The sequence below is a fragment of the Pseudovibrio sp. M1P-2-3 genome, assembly GCF_031501865.1.
In the GTDB taxonomy this organism is placed as follows: domain Bacteria; phylum Pseudomonadota; class Alphaproteobacteria; order Rhizobiales; family Stappiaceae; genus Pseudovibrio; species Pseudovibrio corallicola.
The window spans coordinates 590,707-607,213 of sequence record NZ_JARRCW010000001.1; the positions used below are offsets into that span (position 1 = coordinate 590,707).

17 protein-coding genes are annotated in these 16,507 nt (G+C 48.7%); 16 read left to right on the top strand and 1 reads right to left on the bottom strand.

The annotated features are described in order from the left end of the window. Positions 1-55: 55 nt before the first annotated feature. The 3 genes from P6574_RS02825 (at position 56) to P6574_RS02835 (ending at position 2,439) form a co-directional block, all read left to right on the top strand. Complete coding sequence (locus P6574_RS02825) at positions 56-643, top strand: 5-formyltetrahydrofolate cyclo-ligase (protein WP_310618877.1); 588 nt, start codon at positions 56-58, stop codon at positions 641-643. A 14-nt stretch (positions 644-657) separates the two neighbouring features. After that, positions 658-1,488 (top strand): TIGR00282 family metallophosphoesterase, encoded by an 831-nt coding sequence (locus tag P6574_RS02830; RefSeq protein ID WP_310618878.1) that lies wholly within the window; start codon positions 658-660, stop codon positions 1,486-1,488. Between the two features lie 207 nt (positions 1,489-1,695). Continuing rightward, a complete protein-coding gene (locus P6574_RS02835; RefSeq protein WP_310618879.1) occupies positions 1,696-2,439 on the top strand; it encodes a YebC/PmpR family DNA-binding transcriptional regulator in 744 nt (247 codons plus the stop codon). Between the two features lie 56 nt (positions 2,440-2,495). Here the strand turns inward: P6574_RS02835 and P6574_RS02840 are convergent, their stop codons facing one another. Continuing rightward, entirely contained in the window at positions 2,496-2,984 is a 489-nt protein-coding gene (locus P6574_RS02840) for an Lrp/AsnC family transcriptional regulator (RefSeq protein WP_310618880.1), read from the bottom strand. A 223-nt stretch (positions 2,985-3,207) separates the two neighbouring features. On the opposite strand from P6574_RS02840, the gene ruvC reads away from it, so the two are divergent. The 13 genes from ruvC to glmM all read left to right on the top strand — a co-directional run bounded on the left by ruvC (position 3,208) and on the right by glmM (position 16,377). Then, the gene (ruvC, locus tag P6574_RS02845; protein ID WP_310618881.1) at positions 3,208-3,729 is read left to right on the top strand and encodes a crossover junction endodeoxyribonuclease RuvC; all 522 of its coding nucleotides are present in this window, start codon (positions 3,208-3,210) and stop codon (positions 3,727-3,729) included. Beyond that, a complete protein-coding gene (gene ruvA / locus P6574_RS02850; protein WP_310618882.1) occupies positions 3,726-4,343 on the top strand; it encodes a Holliday junction branch migration protein RuvA in 618 nt (205 codons plus the stop codon). The genes ruvC and ruvA overlap by 4 nt, the downstream gene beginning before the upstream one ends. Next, positions 4,340-5,383 (top strand): Holliday junction branch migration DNA helicase RuvB, encoded by a 1,044-nt coding sequence (ruvB, locus tag P6574_RS02855; RefSeq protein WP_310618883.1) that lies wholly within the window; start codon positions 4,340-4,342, stop codon positions 5,381-5,383. The genes ruvA and ruvB overlap by 4 nt, the downstream gene beginning before the upstream one ends. Before the next feature lie 12 nt (positions 5,384-5,395). Beyond that, on the top strand, positions 5,396-5,866 hold the full coding sequence (gene ybgC, locus P6574_RS02860) for a tol-pal system-associated acyl-CoA thioesterase (protein ID WP_310618884.1): 471 nt from the start codon (positions 5,396-5,398) through the stop codon (positions 5,864-5,866). Between the two features lie 244 nt (positions 5,867-6,110). Continuing rightward, entirely contained in the window at positions 6,111-6,824 is a 714-nt protein-coding gene (gene tolQ / locus P6574_RS02865) for a protein TolQ (RefSeq protein WP_310618885.1), read from the top strand. 3 nt (positions 6,825-6,827) lie between these two features. Then, positions 6,828-7,289, top strand: a complete 462-nt coding sequence (tolR, locus tag P6574_RS02870) for a protein TolR (protein ID WP_310618886.1) — start codon at positions 6,828-6,830, stop codon at positions 7,287-7,289. Positions 7,290-7,295: 6 nt separating this feature from the next. Continuing rightward, positions 7,296-8,228 carry a cell envelope integrity protein TolA gene (locus P6574_RS02875; protein WP_310618887.1) on the top strand — a complete coding sequence of 311 codons (933 nt, stop codon included), beginning with the start codon at positions 7,296-7,298 and terminating at the stop codon, positions 8,226-8,228. Between the two features lie 113 nt (positions 8,229-8,341). Next, on the top strand, positions 8,342-9,619 hold the full coding sequence (gene tolB / locus P6574_RS02880) for a Tol-Pal system beta propeller repeat protein TolB (RefSeq protein WP_310622092.1): 1,278 nt from the start codon (positions 8,342-8,344) through the stop codon (positions 9,617-9,619). Positions 9,620-9,758: 139 nt separating this feature from the next. Then, a complete protein-coding gene (pal, locus tag P6574_RS02885) occupies positions 9,759-10,244 on the top strand; it encodes a peptidoglycan-associated lipoprotein Pal (RefSeq protein WP_310618888.1) in 486 nt (161 codons plus the stop codon). Between the two features lie 218 nt (positions 10,245-10,462). After that, a complete protein-coding gene (gene ybgF / locus P6574_RS02890) occupies positions 10,463-11,293 on the top strand; it encodes a tol-pal system protein YbgF (RefSeq protein WP_310618889.1) in 831 nt (276 codons plus the stop codon). Continuing rightward, a complete protein-coding gene (gene tilS / locus P6574_RS02895) occupies positions 11,265-12,587 on the top strand; it encodes a tRNA lysidine(34) synthetase TilS (protein ID WP_310618890.1) in 1,323 nt (440 codons plus the stop codon). The genes ybgF and tilS overlap by 29 nt, the downstream gene beginning before the upstream one ends. Positions 12,588-12,851: 264 nt before the next feature. Next, the gene (gene ftsH / locus P6574_RS02900; RefSeq protein ID WP_310618891.1) at positions 12,852-14,768 is read left to right on the top strand and encodes an ATP-dependent zinc metalloprotease FtsH; all 1,917 of its coding nucleotides are present in this window, start codon (positions 12,852-12,854) and stop codon (positions 14,766-14,768) included. Between the two features lie 259 nt (positions 14,769-15,027). Then, on the top strand, positions 15,028-16,377 hold the full coding sequence (gene glmM / locus P6574_RS02905; RefSeq protein WP_310618892.1) for a phosphoglucosamine mutase: 1,350 nt from the start codon (positions 15,028-15,030) through the stop codon (positions 16,375-16,377). Positions 16,378-16,507: the final 130 nt, after the last annotated feature.

The window sequence follows — 16,507 nt, forward strand, 5'->3', positions numbered from 1 at the left end:
CTTACCTGAGTGAAAACTGTTTGTTTTGAGGGGTTGCAGCTTAGGTAGGGTTGAAGTGATAGAAACTCCTCCGGTACGTTTTGTACAAAAAGAAAAACTTCGCAAAACTGTAAAACAGCGCCGTACTCTCTTGCTAAGTGAGCAAAAAGCAACTGCTTCCAGAAAACTCGTGTCACATTTACATGCTCTAGCCTTAGCAAAGGGGATGAATGTTGCGGGTTATTGGCCGATTAATGGTGAAATTGACCCAAGGCCGTTAATGGAAGCTCTGAAAACTGCGGGTGCAAAGCTGTGCCTACCGGTTGTTGATGGTGAGAAATTGATCTTTCGTCACTATGATGGAAGTGAGGAGCTTCAACCTGCAGGCTTTGGAAGTTATGGCCCCCCAGAAAATGCCCCGGTTACCTTGCCCGACCTACTCTTGCTGCCGCTGTTAGCCTTTGATAAAGGCGGAAACCGCTTGGGTTATGGTGGCGGTTTTTATGATCGTGCTATTCAAGCGATAGAAAAAGAAAAAGTCTGCTTGCGAATTGGGCTTGCATTTTCGTGCCAGCAAGTAGAAGAGGTGCCTGTGGAACCCCATGATCAGAAACTTGATGGTATCTTGACTGAGGACGGGTTCCTTTCGTTTAAAAGGGATTGATAAAGGAAACCCGAATGAGGCTGCTTTTTCTTGGCGACTTGGTAGGACGATCAGGGCGCACTGCTGTAATTGAACAACTGCCGCAATTGGTTGAGGATAACCAGTTGGATTTTGTTGTTGTGAACGGCGAGAATTCCGCAGCAGGTTTCGGGATTACCGAGCAAATTCTTCAAGATGTGCTGGATGCTGGTGCGGATGTGGTGACAACTGGAAACCATATCTGGGATCAACGGGATACACTGGTTTATATTGAGCGGCATCCGGAACTGCTGCGACCTGCAAACTATCCCCCAGGGTCTCCTGGAAAAGGAGCAAACCTTTACAGAGCGCGCAACGGAGCAAATGTTCTAGTCGCGAACGTAATGGGTCGTGTTTATATGGATGCGCTGGATGATCCTTTTGCAGCGGTGGATAAAATACTCGAGGAGTGCCCTCTTGGGCATGTAGCGGACGCAATCATAATTGATATGCATGCAGAGGCTACAAGCGAGAAGCAGGCCATGGGGCATTTTTGCGATGGTAGGGTGTCGCTTGTTGTGGGAACCCATACCCATGCGCCTACTGCAGACCACCAGATTCTTGTGGGTGGAACAGCCTATATGTCTGATGCGGGCATGTGCGGGGACTATGATTCAGTCTTGGGAATGGAAAAGGAAGAGCCGGTAAGCCGCTTTCTTCGGAAAATACCTGGGGGGCGTTTTACGCCAGCTTCGGGGGAAGCAACCATCTGTGGTGTCGCTGTAGAGACAGATGATAGGACAGGTCTTGCAACCCATGTCTCTCCGGTTCGTATCGGTGGCAGGCTTTCACAGGTTATTCCTCACTTTTGGCCCAAGGGGCAGTAAGCTAAGTGAGTTAGGAGAGTAAGTTGCGCCCCTCTTTATTTTACGCGCAGCACTTACTATAAGCATTACGGATATATATAAAGCTATCCGCTTTGAGGGGCGACCTGTGGCGAGCTTGTTACTAGCTCACTCTATCTGCCGCTATATGCCTCTAATTAAGCCGTCTGCTTTTTAAAAGTTAACGAAGCAATTGATCCGGAAAGACCTATGGCTGGACATTCAAAATTTAAAAACATCATGCACCGCAAAGGGCGGCAGGACGCTGTGCGGTCAAAGATGTTTTCCAAACTTTCTAAAGAAATTACCGTAGCAGCCAAGATGGGCGATCCTGATCCGGATAAAAACCCGCGTTTACGCTTGGCTGTACAAAATGCCAAAGGGCAGTCAATGCCCAAGGACAATATTCAGCGCGCTATTGCGAAATCCCAGCAAAGTGACGGGGCAAACTATAGCGAGATTCGCTATGAAGGTTACGGCCCTGGTGGAACCGCAATTATTGTTGAGGCGCTCACCGACAACAAGAACCGTTCAGCCGCAGCAGTTCGCTCTTACTTCACGAAGTATGGCGGCTCTCTTGGGGAGACAGGTTCCGTTTCATTTATGTTCGATCGCCTGGGTGAGATCGTCTATAAGGAGGAAGTTGGTGAAGCTGACGCTGTTCTAGAAGCTGGCATTGAGGCGGGTGCCGAGGACGTAGTCTCCGATGAAGATGGTCATACTATCTTGTGTGCGTTTGAAGACTTGTCTGAAGTCTCAAAGGCGTTGGAAGGTACACTTGGAGAAGCTGAATCTGTCAAGGTTATCTGGAAGCCGCAGAACCTTGTTCCCGTCAATGAAGATAAAGCTGGTTCGATCATGAAGTTGATGGATCTCTTCGATGAAGATGATGACGTGCAAAACGTTTTTTCTAACTTTGATATTGATGAAGAGACTTTGGCAAAGCTGGGCTAACTGTACTGTTAAAGTAGAAATTCAAGCGGCGGTTGATCCAATCGCCGCTTTTTTGTTTAGCGGGACTTTTCGAGGTGTTGCAGGGGGAGGGGGCCATTAGCCTTTAAGGTTCGAATTGCAAAGTTTGAACGCACATCTTCGACGCCCTCAAGTGTCATCAAGAAATCTTGGAGGAAACTGTCATAGGCCTCCAAAGAAGGAACAACAACTTCCGCCAGAATATCTGACTGGCCAGACACCAAATGGCATGAAACGACTTCGCTTTGTTCTACGAGTCTTGTTTGTATGGCGATCACTTTGTCTCTACTTTGTTTTGCTACGCGTAACTCCACAAACACCGTCATTCCCAGCCCAACAACTTTTCGATCAAGCGATGCCTGATAGCCGTTGATAACTCCTGTTTCTTCAAGGTTTTTTACTCGTCGTAGGCATGGGGAGGGAGAGAGGGCAACCTTATTAGCCAACTCTACATTGGTCAGTCTGCCATCTTCCTGCAGGTTTTTAAGTATCTCCAAATCGATTTTATCGAGGGGCTCTCTTGGCATATTCTGTAAATGATCCGTTCATATAGGGTAGATTATTGCTCGAATCTACAAGTTGCGAACAGAATTAGCAAATAAATCCGGAAAATAGAACAGGGGTTGGGAAGGCCTTTCGGAGCTGGGTAAATAAAACGGATATTTATATCGGTCAATAAACGCTGTTTTTAGGTTATTGAGGGGCAGGGCCAGTAGCCTAAAGTGAAAAGTTTTGTTACCCCTTTGTTCCATGAGGCATCCAATTAGAATTTTGGGAGTGGACCCCGGTTTACGTTTTACTGGCTGGGGACTTATTGAAGCACAAGGTAATCGACTGGGCTTTGTGGGCAGCGGTACAATAACATCCAATAGCAACTATGATCTGGCTTCACGCTTGAAGCAGCTCTATGATGGCCTGTATCAGGTAATTGAACGCAATGCTCCGCATGAAGCCGCGGTTGAGAACACGTTTGTGAACAAAGACGCGAGCGCTACTTTGAAACTCGGGCAGGCTCGAGGTATTGCTTTGCTTGTTCCTGCACTTCATAACCTCAAAATTGCAGAGTATGCGCCTAATTTGGTGAAGAAAACTGTTGTGGGTTCTGGGCATGCGGATAAAGAGCAGATTCGTATGATGGTGAAAGTTCTAATGCCGAAAGCAACCTTCAATAGTGATGATGCCGCGGATGCTCTGGCCATTGCTGTATGTCATGCTCAACACAGAGGAAGTGCGGGCGATAGGCTTGCCGTAGCGGAGGCGCGTTCTAAATGATTGGGAAATTAAAAGGCATAGTTGATAGTTTTGGCGATGACTTCGTGCTGCTGGATGTTCAGGGGGTTTGCTATCAGGTACACTGCCCGTCCCGTACATTGCAGGGCCTGCCAAGGGTAGGAGAGGCTGCTGTACTTTCCATCGATACATTTGTCCGTGAAGATATGATCAAACTCTATGGTTTCCATGACGATACAGAGCGGGAATGGTTTCGTCTTTTGATGACTGTTCAAGGTGTTGGAGCCAAGGTTGCGCTGGGCATTCTCGGAATTATGAAAGCATCAGAGGTTGCCAATGCTATCGCCTTGGGAGATAAAACAGCTGTGACACGTGCTCCCGGTGTGGGTAAGCGTGTGGCTGAACGCATTGTGAGCGAGCTGAAGGATAAAGCGCCAAACTTTGCGTCAGTGGATGGGGGTACAATTGCCATTTCATCAAGCCTGCAAGAGAACACAGCCTCTAATTCAATTTCAGATGCGGTTTCTGCCCTGTCTAATCTGGGCTACCAACAAGCGCAGGCAAGTGCCGCTGTGGCTGCTGCATTAAAAACTGCGGGCGAGGATGCCTCAGCTGAAACGCTCATTCGCTTGGGGCTTAAGGAACTTGCAGTATGACAGAGAATGAGCAGCGCTTAGTAACCCCTGAAATTCGTGGTGATGAAATTGATAGTGGGATGCGCCCTCAATCACTTGATGAATTTACAGGGCAGAAGCTGGCACGACAGAACCTCAAGGTTTTCATTGAAGCGGCAAAACAGAGAAACGAAGCTCTGGACCATGTCCTGTTTGTTGGCCCTCCGGGCTTGGGTAAGACAACTCTTGCGCAGATTATGGCTCGGGAGCTGGGCGTTAATTTCCGCGCAACTTCAGGTCCGGTGATTGCGAAATCTGGTGATTTGGCTGCGCTCCTGACAAATCTCGAGGATCGGGATGTTTTGTTCATTGACGAAATCCACCGGTTAAATCCAGCAGTTGAAGAAGTCTTGTATCCGGCTATGGAAGATTTTCAGCTGGACTTGATCATAGGGGAGGGGCCAGCGGCCCGCTCCGTTAAGATTGATCTTGCTAAATTTACGCTTGTAGCCGCGACCACACGCCTCGGTCTGCTAACAACTCCTTTACGGGATCGTTTTGGTATTCCGGTTCGTTTGGAGTTTTATACACCTGAAGAGCTGGAGTTGATTGTCAAACGTGGAGCACGTTTGCTCGGCATTGGTATGAGTGATGAAGGGGCTCGGGAAGTCGCTAAGCGCTCACGGGGAACACCACGAATTGCTGGAAGGCTACTGCGAAGAGTACGGGACTTTGCAATTGTTGCTGGCATGGCAGAGATAGATGCAGCCTTGGCTGATCGTTCACTTGTTCAGCTGGAGGTGGATTCCGCAGGCTTCGATAGTCTCGATCGGAGATATCTAAATCAGATAGCTTTGAACTTCGGTGGTGGCCCGGTGGGCATTGAAACCATTGCTGCAGCACTTTCAGAGCCTCGTGACGCCATTGAAGATATTGTTGAACCATACTTGATCCAGAACGGTTATCTTCAGCGTACGCCTCGCGGGCGTATTTTAACGCCAGTTGCCTTTCAACATCTTGGCTTGGCTGTACCATCATCTTCCATGGCCCCTCAAATGGGCCTGTTCCCCAATGATGATTAAAGAGAAAGCTCTATGACTAACCAATCAGGACAAGAATCCTGGCCTGATATTTCCGGCCGTCTTATTGAAGGTGGACACAGCTTTCCGGTGCGCGTGTACTATGAAGATACGGATTTTACCGGTGTTGTGTACCACGCTGCCTATTTGAAGTTTATTGAACGGGCCCGTACAAACTTTTTAAGACTTTGTGGGATTCATCACCGCGAATTGGGCGAGGGTGTCCATGGCGAACCTCTCGCCTTTGCTGTACGCCATATGGAGATCGACTTTCTAAAACCCGCCAGAATCGATGACCTTTTGGAAGTGATATCTACTATTGAAACTCAAAAAGGTGCGCGCTTTGTACTTTCACAAAGTGTTACTCTGTTTGGGGATACGTTGTTTCGGGCCCGTGTGACAATAGCAGTTATTTCTCCAGATGGTCGCCCAAGGCGTTTACCTGAAGGACTGGCAAAACGGCTGCAAGGACAGGTTTTTGCATAATTTTCCAAGTCGTAATTCATAGGCATTTTTCAATAAATTTATCTGGAGTTGGAGCTCTTTTAATTCTTCAGTAACCTTAACACGGTCTTTTCAATAAGTGTGTGTGAAGTGCACACAGTCGAAGTTTTGACAAATTCGCAGGGCAGGAAGGCTTAAATCGTTTTCCAGTTATGCGCCAAATAGCGGCGGGGCAGTGCCGTTTTGTGTTGTGCGTTGAAGAATCGGGCAAGAGGTCCAATACCCAATGAACTCTGATAGTGTTTCTCAAGTCGCTCTTGCAGGGCCTGAGGCAAGTCTTTCCTATCTTTCCATGTTTTTCGAAGCTGATATTGTCGTCAAGCTGGTGATGCTTGGCCTCATCTTTGCTTCCGTCTGGAGTTGGGCGATCATATTTGATCGGGCCGTGCTGTTTTCGCGTGCAAAGCGGCAAATGAACCGTTTTGAAGGCGTGTTCTGGTCCGGCCAGTCTTTGGAAGATCTTTATAATTCGCTTTCAGCACGGGCCAATAATGGCATGGCAGCGTTGTTTGTGGCTGCAATGAAAGAGTGGAAACGCTCGCATGAGGGAGACCGTCCGGCAATTGCCAGCCTGCAACAGCGGATTGATCGCACGATGGATCTGACGATTGCCAGAGAAGTGGAGCGTTTTGAGAAGCGGCTGATGTTCCTTGCAACAGTTGGAACAGCAGCCCCGTTTATTGGCTTATTCGGGACAGTTTGGGGAATTATGAACTCCTTTGCATCAATTGCCGCTTCTAAAAATACCAGCCTCGCAGTTGTTGCGCCGGGTATTGCAGAAGCTTTGTTTGCAACAGGTTTGGGGCTGGTGGCAGCTATTCCCGCTGTTATTGCCTACAATAAACTACAGGCAGATGCTGGAAAACTCAGCGCGCGTATGGAAGGGTTTGCCGACGAATTTTCTGCCATTTTGTCCCGCCGAATTGATGAGCGGGTATAAAACATGGGTATGAATGCAGGAGGCAATCAAACTCAGGGGCGTAGTAGCGGTAGACGCGGGCGTCGTCGCCGGTCCCACGCGGCTATGAGTGAAATTAATGTGACGCCGATGGTCGATGTGATGTTGGTGCTGCTCATTATCTTTATGGTTTCTGCCCCTTTGCTGACTGTCGGAGTTCCTATCGATCTGCCTGAAACACGAGCAAAGCCCATGGAAGGGGAGACGGAGCCCATCGCTATATCAATTAAGGCTGATGGGGAAGTTTACATTCAGGATACGAAAATCGCAGTCGATGAGCTTGTGGCTAAATTAGAGGCTATTGCTCAAAATGGCTATGATGAGCGCATTTACGTTCGGGGAGATCGGGACGCCGATTACGGGGTTATTATGAATGTTATGGGGCGGATTAATGCTGCAGGTTATAAGCGTTTGGGGCTTGTAACACTGGATGAAAAAGGTAGTTAATCGGGCATGCGCAGTGCACTTGTTGTTTCAACAGCCCTGCACCTTGGGGTTTTGATTGCGGGGGTTGTAGCCCTGCCTTCTGTGGAGGGCTTGGTGGCCCCGCCTGTGGATTCTTTACCTGTTGAACTTATCCCTCAATCAGAAATCACGAAACTCCAATTGGGTTCTAAGGCCGCAAAGGAAATTAAAGAGGCCGCAGCCCCACCAACTAAAAAGCCTGCTGTGGACGAGCCTGAAGTGGAACAGGCAACAGGTGAGACAAACGTTGAGGCCCCCAAGCCGGTTGAGGGGGAAAAGCCGGCTCAAACTGCATCTATAACCGAGCAAACACCTCCTCCTGAGCCCGAGCCAGCCTTGGAACCGGAATATACTGCGAGTGTTGAGACGGTACCAACACCTCAAGCAGAACTTGGGCCGGACGTTGAAAAGGCTGAGGAAATTCAACAAGTGGTGAGCGTGCGCCCCCGTACGAAACCAAAGGTGCGCATCAGGCCCAAGAAGCAACAGGAAAAACCGAAGTTCAACCCCAATGATATTGCAGCTTTGCTGAATAAAACGACACCCACGGCTGCTGGTGCCCAAAAATCGCAGAAAGTAGCCTCTCTTGGTTCTGCTCAAGGTCAGACGAATGTGCACATGTCTCAATCAGAGTTGGATGCTCTGCGTTCTCAGGTAGCTCAATGCTGGAACCCACCTGTAGGTGCGCCCGGGGCCGAACAACTGGTTGTAAAACTGCAATTCAATATGGGGCGTTCTGGGGAAGTTGAAGGCCTTCCCCGTATTTTGAACTCCAACAGCAATCCGGCATTTGGAGCTGCAAGTCAAAGCGCAATTCGTGCCGTTTACCGGTGCAGTCCCTATTCATTACCAGCCTCAAAATATGAGGCATGGAAAACTGTCATTCTAAATTTTGATCCCCGTTTAATGCTTGGGTATTGATGAGAGTTTCAAAGGAGCAAAGGTCCATGTGTGAGGTATTGACACGCGACCATCTACCATTACATCGATTTGGCCAATGGGTTCGCTGTTCTTTGGTGTCTTTAGGCTTGGCAATGGGAGCTGTGTTTGCAGCACAGCCTGCCGCTGCTCTTGTGGAAATTGATATTACACAGGGACAGGTTGAACCTATGCCCATCGCCCTGCCGGATTTTGGTGGGACGGGTGTGGAAAGCGAGCTTGCAAAGAATATAACTGAAATTATTCAGGCTGACTTGCGCCGCTCCGGTCTGTTCCAGCCCATTGACCCGGCTGCATTTATCCAACAGAGCATGAATGTGAACACCCAGCCGCGCTTCGGTGATTGGCGCACAATTGGATCGCAGGCTCTTGTAACGGGGTCCCTCTATCAGGAGCCGGACGGGCGGTTGAAAGCTGAGTTTCGCCTATGGGATGTCTACGCAGGACAGCAGCTCATTGGGCAGCAGTTTTTCACATCGCCCGATAACTGGCGTCGTCTGGCCCATATAATTTCTGATGCCATTTATGAACGCCTGACGGGTGAAAAGGGGTATTTTGACACCCGTATTGTTTTCATAGATGAAAGCGGTCCAAAAGATGCGCGGCGCAAGCGGCTTGCAATAATGGATCAGGACGGGGCGAATATTCGCTACCTGACAAGAGGGAATAACCTTGTTCTAACGCCGAGATTTTCTCCGGTTAATCAAGAAATTACCTATATGTCCTACGTGGGGGGAAGCCCTCAGGTTTACTTGTTTAACATCGAAACAGGGCAACGTGAGATTTTGGGGGATTACCCCGGTATGACTTTTGCTCCCCGCTTTTCCCCTGATGGTCAGAAGGTGGCCATGAGTTTGCAACAGGGCAGCAATGCAAACATTTTTGTGATGGACCTGCTCAGCAGGGAAACAACACGGCTTACAAATATCGCAGCAATTGATACAAGTCCGTCCTTCTCCCCAGATGGTCGCCAAATTGTCTTTGAAAGTGACCGTGGCGGCTCTCAACAGCTATATGTCATGAATGCAAATGGTACAAATGCGCAGAGAATCAGCTTTGGGCCAGGCAGCTACTCCACCCCCGTCTGGTCCCCGCGTGGTGACTTGATTGCATTTACAAAAGTGCATCAGGGCCGTTTCATGATTGGCGTTCTTCGCCCCGATGGAAAAGGTGAGCGTATTTTAACAGAAGGTTACCATAACGAGGGGCCTGCATGGTCTCCGAACGGGCGTGTTCTGACGTTCTTCAGGGACACTCCGGGTGGACAAGGTGGTCCGCAGGTTTGGACTGTTGATCTGACAGGGTATAATGAGCAGATCGTTAATACACCAAACTTTGCTTCGGATCCGGCTTGGTCCCCGGTAATGAATTGATAAGCAGCTAGGAAAAGCTTCCATTGTAGTGTTTACCAGTTGTGGAAGCTTCAACTTTTCTTTAACCATACTAAATAAAGTTTCTACTTTTGATAGTTTGAATGTGGGCCCTTCGGGATTAAGGGATCAGGAGTTTTAAATGAATAGGTCAGTGTTTGCGCGTGCGGCGCGTGTCATGGGCGTTATTGCGGTGTGCATGGTCGCTGCGGCGTGTGCACAGAACCGGACGCAGGCTCCTGGGGGCGCAGGGTCTGTAGTAGCAGGAAGCGCGCAGGACTTTGTCGTTAACGTGGGGGACAGGGTGTATTTTCTGAATAACCAGTCGACCCTTAGTCCAACAGCTAGAACAACGCTGGATAAGCAGGCGCAGTGGCTGAAAGCATATTCCAAATACACTGTCACAATCGAAGGGCATGCGGACGAGCGTGGTACACGCCAATATAACATTGCCCTTGGCGCTCGTAGAGCCTCCGCTGTTCGTGACTATCTGGTGGCCAGAGGAGTTAGTACCTCGCGCATAAAAACACTTTCCTACGGCAAGGAGCGTCCAATTGCGGTGTGTGACAATGATTCTTGCTGGAGCCAGAATCGCCGCGCCGTTACAGTGGTAAACAACGCGCGCTAGGGCTTTTTAGTGATTGAAAGGCCCCTCATATGTGAGGGGCCTTTTTTATTCGTGGAGCTTGGTTCGTTAAACCTCTGAAGAACTCTATTGAATGTCAAACTTTCGCCAGTATCTGATTAGCATTAAACTAAAACCATATTAGGTTGGCCTTCCATGTTCAGGAGAAGTTGATGACGCAAAGGGCGATACTGAAAAGGCTAATTGGATTTGTATGTCTAATGGCCCTAATGTCAGGCGCTGCCTCAGCGCAATTGTTTGGCAGTGAGAAGCAGACAGCCTCCAATAACGCTGTACGGATCAGTCAGTTAGAGGAGCAAATTCGCATTTTGACAGGTCAGCTGGAAGAGCTCAGCTTTCAAGTTAGATCCTTGGAAGATACTCTACGCCGGTCTCAAGAAGATACTGAATATCGTTTGCAGCAACTGGAAGGAACTGGAGCTGGGAAAAAACAGAGCAGTGCATCCAAGCCGCCGACTTCCAGTCAAAGAACCTCGCGCCAGCAACAAGTGGCGAGTGCCAATCGCTCACAGCAGGCTAGTGGCGCTGGACCATTGGATCTTTCTGCTCAGCGCCCTCAAGCAAAGAGCAGCGGAGCCTCATCTACTATCGCTTCAACAGCTCCGGTTGCTCATTTTAACGGTAATATCCAAAGTTCGTTGGTAGGCGAGCCAGTAGCCGACTATAACATGATCTATGAGGTTCTGGAGAGCGGAAATTATCCGGTTGCGCAGGAGGGTTTTGATACTTTCCTAGGCATGTATCCAGATCATAAGCTCTCGCAAAATGCACAGTTTTGGTATGGGGAAAGCCTTTATGGTCAGCGTCAATACCGCTCTGCCGCAGATGCATTCCTGAAAAGTTATACGGACTATCCTCGTGGCGAGTTCGCTGCGGAGAGTTTACTTAAGCTTGGTATCTCATTGAAAGGTCTAGGTGAAAGTGGGGCCGCATGTGCCACGTTCTCAGAGCTCCTTACAAAATTCCCGAATGCCCCAAAAGATCTCTTGAAAGATGTGAAAATTGAGCAAGCTAGTGCGCGGTGTAACTAGTTTTGAGCCCCATTGTCCGCTATCAGACATTGAACTGGTAAAGCTCTTTTCCGCCTTTTCTACAATGCGCAGGTTGGCTCTAGGTGTTTCTGGTGGAGGGGATTCTTTGTGCCTCATGTGGGCTCTACACCGTTGGACACAACTTGTAGAGAACGCTCCCAAGCTGTTTGTGTTCACTGTTGATCATGGTTTAAGGGCGGAAGCAGTAAAAGAAGCCGAAGGTGTTGCAGCGCTATGCGCCGATTGGGATCTCTATCACGAGACACTTCATTGGATAGGTAAGAAAAGTCCCTCCAACTTGCAAGCACAAGCCAGAGCAGCCCGGTTCCAACTCCTCCTTTCCAGAGCGCATGAACTCAATTGTGACGCATTAGCTCTGGCTCATCATCTGGACGATCAGGCTGAAACCTTTCTCACGCGTCTATCCAGAGGCAGCGGGGTCTATGGCCTTGCTGCCATACGCAGTCGGCGCTTAGATACGATAATTCCCGTTGAAAGGCCTTTGCTTACCACCCCAAAATCCCGGCTTATTGCCAGCTTGAGAGAACATGGAATCGAGTGGTTTGACGACCCTAGTAATGAAAATGAAGCATTTACACGCATTAAGGCTCGCAAGCTTCTGCCTGAGCTCACAAAGGTTGGACTAACTGCGGAACGGATTGCAGAAACGGCCCGTTCGATGGAAAGAGCAGCAAATGCTTTGGATGAGTGGGTTGAACGGGCATTTAAAAGTCAGGGAAAGGTTCACCCCTTAGGGGTGGTCCGGCTAAATCTATGTGTTTTCGAGGACTTGCCTTGTGAGGTGGTATTGAGGCTTCTGGCCCGCTCCATCAGGTTTGTAAGTGGGGCAGAATACACGGCGCGTTTAAGTAGCTTGGAAGGCAGTTATCAATCAATTTTAGAAGGCAGGAAGTCTACAACGGTCTCAGATACTGTCCTTTTTCAGCATGGAAGCTCCCTTTATTTATTTCGAGAATTCGGTCGCAAAGGTATTGCCCCGATTGAGTTGAACGGAAGTGAGACTGGCATTTGGGACAATCGTTTCGAATATAAAACTAAGAATGATGCGGAGGGCGCGGTTCTTAGGCCTTTAGGGGAGGGGGGCTTTAAGCACTTTAGTTTTGAGCCTCCTGAAAATTGGCCAAAAGCAGTTTTTCTTACAGCGCCTCTTATTGTTTTTCCAGATGGGGGGTCCTACATGCCAACAATGAGAAAAACTGAACCGGCCGACGAGGAGGGAGGCAATCATCATGAAACTGCGGTGCAGCTTCGATTGCTTCGGGATAAACTATAATATTCCTTCTTCGAATGAACTTGGCTCTTCAGCATGTTAAACAGTTTTGAGTGAGGCGAGCTCGTCTATAATGCGAATAGACCCTGCCAGATATTTAGGAAATGACTCTTTAGTCATTTCCCTAAAGTATCAGTTTAAGGAAAAATAGAGCGAACTGTGCCAATCTTGACTTGACCTTGGCAAAACGGGCAAAAACGCCTATGATGTTTGTTAATAATGGCATAAACGCGAAGATCGCCGCACCGACGCGGTAAAGGGATCGAAATGAACGCAAATTTCCGGAACTTCGCCCTCTGGGTGATCATTGGCCTATTGCTGATAGCGCTGTTCCAACTCTTCCAGAATCCGACTTCAAGAACGATTAGTAACGAGATTCCGTTTTCTCAGTTTCTGAATCAAGCTGAGCAGGGTGATGTTAGTCAAGTGACAATTCAGCAGCAGGATATTTCAGGGAAATATTCTAGTGGCGGATCGTTCCAAACCTACGCTCCTGATAATGCTCAATATATTGAGTTGCTACGCTCAAAGGGCGTTCTTATCAATGCAGAGCCTCCCTCTGAGAACTTTTCATTGATTGGTGCTTTGATCTCTTGGTTCCCGATGCTACTCATTTTGGGTATCTGGATATTTGTCATGCGACAGATGCAGGGGTCTGGCGGTAAGGCTATGGGCTTTGGTAAGTCCAAAGCAAAGCTTTTGAGCGAGACGCAAGGCAAAGTCACATTTGAAGATGTGGCAGGCATTGATGAGGCGAAGGAAGATCTTCAGGAAATCGTGGAGTTTCTGCGAGACCCACAAAAATTCCAGCGTTTAGGTGGTCGTATTCCACGTGGCGTTCTGTTGGTTGGTCCTCCAGGTACGGGTAAAACCTTGACGGCTCGTGCGGTTGCTGGAGAAGCCAATGTTCCGTTTTTTACAATTTCAGGCTCTGATTTTGTTGAAATGTTCGTGGGTGTTGGTGCTTCACGTGTCCGTGACATGTTTGAGCAAGCTAAGAAGAACTCACCTTGTATCATCTTTATCGATGAAATTGATGCCGTCGGACGTCACAGAGGTGCGGGCCTTGGTGGTGGTAATGACGAGCGTGAGCAGACTTTGAACCAGCTGCTGGTTGAAATGGACGGGTTTGAGGCAAACGAAGGCGTGATTATTATCGCCGCGACCAACCGTCCTGATGTGCTTGATCCTGCACTACTCCGTCCTGGACGCTTTGACCGTCAGATTGTTGTTCCAAACCCAGATGTAACTGGCCGCGAGAAGATCTTGAAGGTGCATATGCGTAAAGTGCCTCTTGCCCCGGATGTAGACGTTCGCACTCTGGCCCGTGGTACACCCGGATTTTCTGGGGCCGATTTGATGAACCTTGTGAACGAGGCGGCTCTTCTTGCAGCTCGTCGCTCCAAACGCTTGGTCACAATGGGTGAGTTTGAGGACGCCAAAGACAAGGTGATGATGGGTGCTGAACGGCGTACTCTGGTTATGACTGAAGAGGAAAAGAAGCTGACAGCCTATCATGAAGCTGGTCATGCTTTAGTCGCTCTTCATATGCCAGCTTCCGACCCTATCCACAAAGCCACGATTATCCCACGCGGCCGTGCGTTGGGTATGGTCATGCGGTTGCCGGAGAAAGACCAAGTCTCTTTGACAAGAGCAAAATGTAAGGCAGATCTGGCCGTGGCAATGGGCGGGCGTGTAGCTGAGGAAATGATTTTTGGCTACGAGAAGGTGACTTCTGGTGCATCCGGAGATATCCAGATGGCAACTAAGCTCGCTCGTGCAATGGCGACACAATACGGTATGTCCGACGAGCTGGGCCCACTCCTATATGGTGAAAATCAGGAGGAAGTCTTCCTTGGCCATTCGGTCGCTAAAAACCAGAATGTGTCCGACGAAACCCAACGAACAGTGGATGCGGAAGTCAAGACTTTCGTCAATCAAGGATATGAGACTGCGGTTTCCGTTCTCAAAGAACACGAAGACCAGCTTCACACCATTGCACAAGGTCTTCTGGAGTATGAAACCTTGTCGGGTGATGAGATCAGTAAGCTCCTTGAAGGGGAACCACCAGTTCGAGATACCGGTGATGATCTGCCTCCAAGCCGTGGTTCCGGCATTCCGACCGCCGGGGCCAAACGAGGTGGTGAAACCGATGGCTCAATGACACCGCAACCCCAAGGGTAAGCTTTAACCTGAAGGGATGGTAATTGGAGAACGCCCGAGCATAAGCTTGGGCGTTCTCTTTTCTGGTCTTGGGTTCTCGTTAAATAAAGAAATAATAAGTGAACGTTTTACGCCTTTTTCAATCACATTTCAGGTTTTAAAGAACCTCTCCAGCAATATAGAGATATGATTGTCCATTGAGTTGGTAGGTAAGGATGTGTGCTTCGCTTTGAATCGAAAGTCTGGCGAAAGGCGCTAAACGAAATAATAAGGAGCATTCATGTCGCGCACTTACTTTGGTACCGATGGAATCCGTGGTACTGCGAACCAGTGGCCAATTACGCCTGAGATCGCCCTTAAAGTTGGAATGGCTGCAGGGGTGGTTTTTCGGCGCGGCAAGTACCGTCACCGCGTCGTTATAGGTAAAGATACTCGGTTGTCTGGTTACATGATCGAGAATGCGCTTGTTGCGGGGTTTACGGCTGTTGGACTTGATGTATTTGTACTCGGTCCTATGCCAACCCCAGCCGTTGCTATGTTGACACGGTCTCTGCGGGCTGACCTTGGTGTAATGATCTCCGCTTCACATAACCCGTTTGAAGACAACGGGATTAAGTTTTTTGGTCCTGATGGGTTTAAGTTATCCGATGAAGTCGAGCTTGAAATTGAACGTCTCGTAGATAGTGACCTTGGTCCTCTTTTGTCTTCAGCCAATGAACTTGGCAGGGCAAAACGGATTGATGGTATGCGTGACCGGTATATGGAATTTGCGAAAAGAACGCTGCCGCGCAATATCTCTCTTGAGGGTTTTCGTGTTGCTATCGATTGCGCAAATGGTGCTGCCTATAAGGTTGCCCCTGAAGTCCTTTGGGAAATGGGAGCCGAAGTCTTTCCAATTGGTGTAGAGCCTAATGGCTTCAATATTAATAAGGGTGTTGGCTCTACAGCACCGGACGCGTTGAAACGAAAAGTACACGAAGTCAGAGCAGATATCGGTATCGCTTTGGATGGAGATGCTGACCGGGTCATCATTGTAGATGAAAATGGTCAGGTTGTTGATGGCGATCAGTTGATGGCTGTTATAGCCCAGTCTTGGCATGAGGATGGCCGTCTATCTGCTCCGGGGATAGTTGCAACGGTAATGTCGAACCTTGGGCTTGAGCGGCATATGGAGGGCTTGGGCCTCTCCTTAGCACGGACTAAAGTTGGTGACAGATATGTTGTTGAACATATGCGCCAACATGGGATCAACTTGGGTGGTGAGCAATCCGGACATATTGTCTTGTCTGATTACGCGACAACAGGAGATGGTCTTGTCGCAGCTCTCCAACTTCTTGCGTGTGTGAAAAAGCACAATAAGCCGGTTTCTGAAGTCTGCCGGAAATTTGATCCTGTCCCTCAAATCCTTAAGAATATTCGCTTCAATGGAGGAGCTCCTTTAGAGAGCAATCATGTTAAAGCAGCGATTGAAGCGGGCGAGCAATCATTGCAGGGGTCGGGTCGTTTGGTTATTCGAAAATCTGGTACAGAACCGTTGATTCGCGTAATGGGTGAAGCCGATAATGAAGCAAAACTGCATCAGGTGGTGAACGATATCGTTGACGCAATAAATACAGCAGCGCAGTCTTAAGAGACTTCCCTGAAGGGAAATAGCCTTAGGTATAAGCCTGTTAGGCTTGGTGTATTTCCCTTCTTTCTTTCCCTAGAGATCGATATTAGTAAATATTTATCTATAATTAACATCTAAGTAACAATTACAC

Bases quoted from the DNA above. Each gene is read 5' to 3' on its own strand.
- P6574_RS02830 (WP_310618878.1), top strand. From the start codon at position 658: ATGAGGCTGCTTTTTCTTGGCGACTTGGTAGGACGATCAGGGCGCACT.
- P6574_RS02835 (WP_310618879.1), top strand. From the start codon at position 1,696: ATGGCTGGACATTCAAAATTTAAAAACATCATGCACCGCAAAGGGCGG.
- P6574_RS02840 (WP_310618880.1), bottom strand. From the start codon at position 2,984: ATGCCAAGAGAGCCCCTCGATAAAATCGATTTGGAGATACTTAAAAAC.
- ruvC (WP_310618881.1), top strand. From the start codon at position 3,208: ATGAGGCATCCAATTAGAATTTTGGGAGTGGACCCCGGTTTACGTTTT.
- ruvA (WP_310618882.1), top strand. From the start codon at position 3,726: ATGATTGGGAAATTAAAAGGCATAGTTGATAGTTTTGGCGATGACTTC.
- ruvB (WP_310618883.1), top strand. From the start codon at position 4,340: ATGACAGAGAATGAGCAGCGCTTAGTAACCCCTGAAATTCGTGGTGAT.
- ybgC (WP_310618884.1), top strand. From the start codon at position 5,396: ATGACTAACCAATCAGGACAAGAATCCTGGCCTGATATTTCCGGCCGT.
- tolQ (WP_310618885.1), top strand. From the start codon at position 6,111: ATGAACTCTGATAGTGTTTCTCAAGTCGCTCTTGCAGGGCCTGAGGCA.
- tolR (WP_310618886.1), top strand. From the start codon at position 6,828: ATGGGTATGAATGCAGGAGGCAATCAAACTCAGGGGCGTAGTAGCGGT.
- P6574_RS02875 (WP_310618887.1), top strand. From the start codon at position 7,296: ATGCGCAGTGCACTTGTTGTTTCAACAGCCCTGCACCTTGGGGTTTTG.
- tolB (WP_310622092.1), top strand. From the start codon at position 8,342: ATGGGAGCTGTGTTTGCAGCACAGCCTGCCGCTGCTCTTGTGGAAATT.
- pal (WP_310618888.1), top strand. From the start codon at position 9,759: ATGAATAGGTCAGTGTTTGCGCGTGCGGCGCGTGTCATGGGCGTTATT.
- ybgF (WP_310618889.1), top strand. From the start codon at position 10,463: ATGGCCCTAATGTCAGGCGCTGCCTCAGCGCAATTGTTTGGCAGTGAG.
- ftsH (WP_310618891.1), top strand. From the start codon at position 12,852: ATGAACGCAAATTTCCGGAACTTCGCCCTCTGGGTGATCATTGGCCTA.
- glmM (WP_310618892.1), top strand. From the start codon at position 15,028: ATGTCGCGCACTTACTTTGGTACCGATGGAATCCGTGGTACTGCGAAC.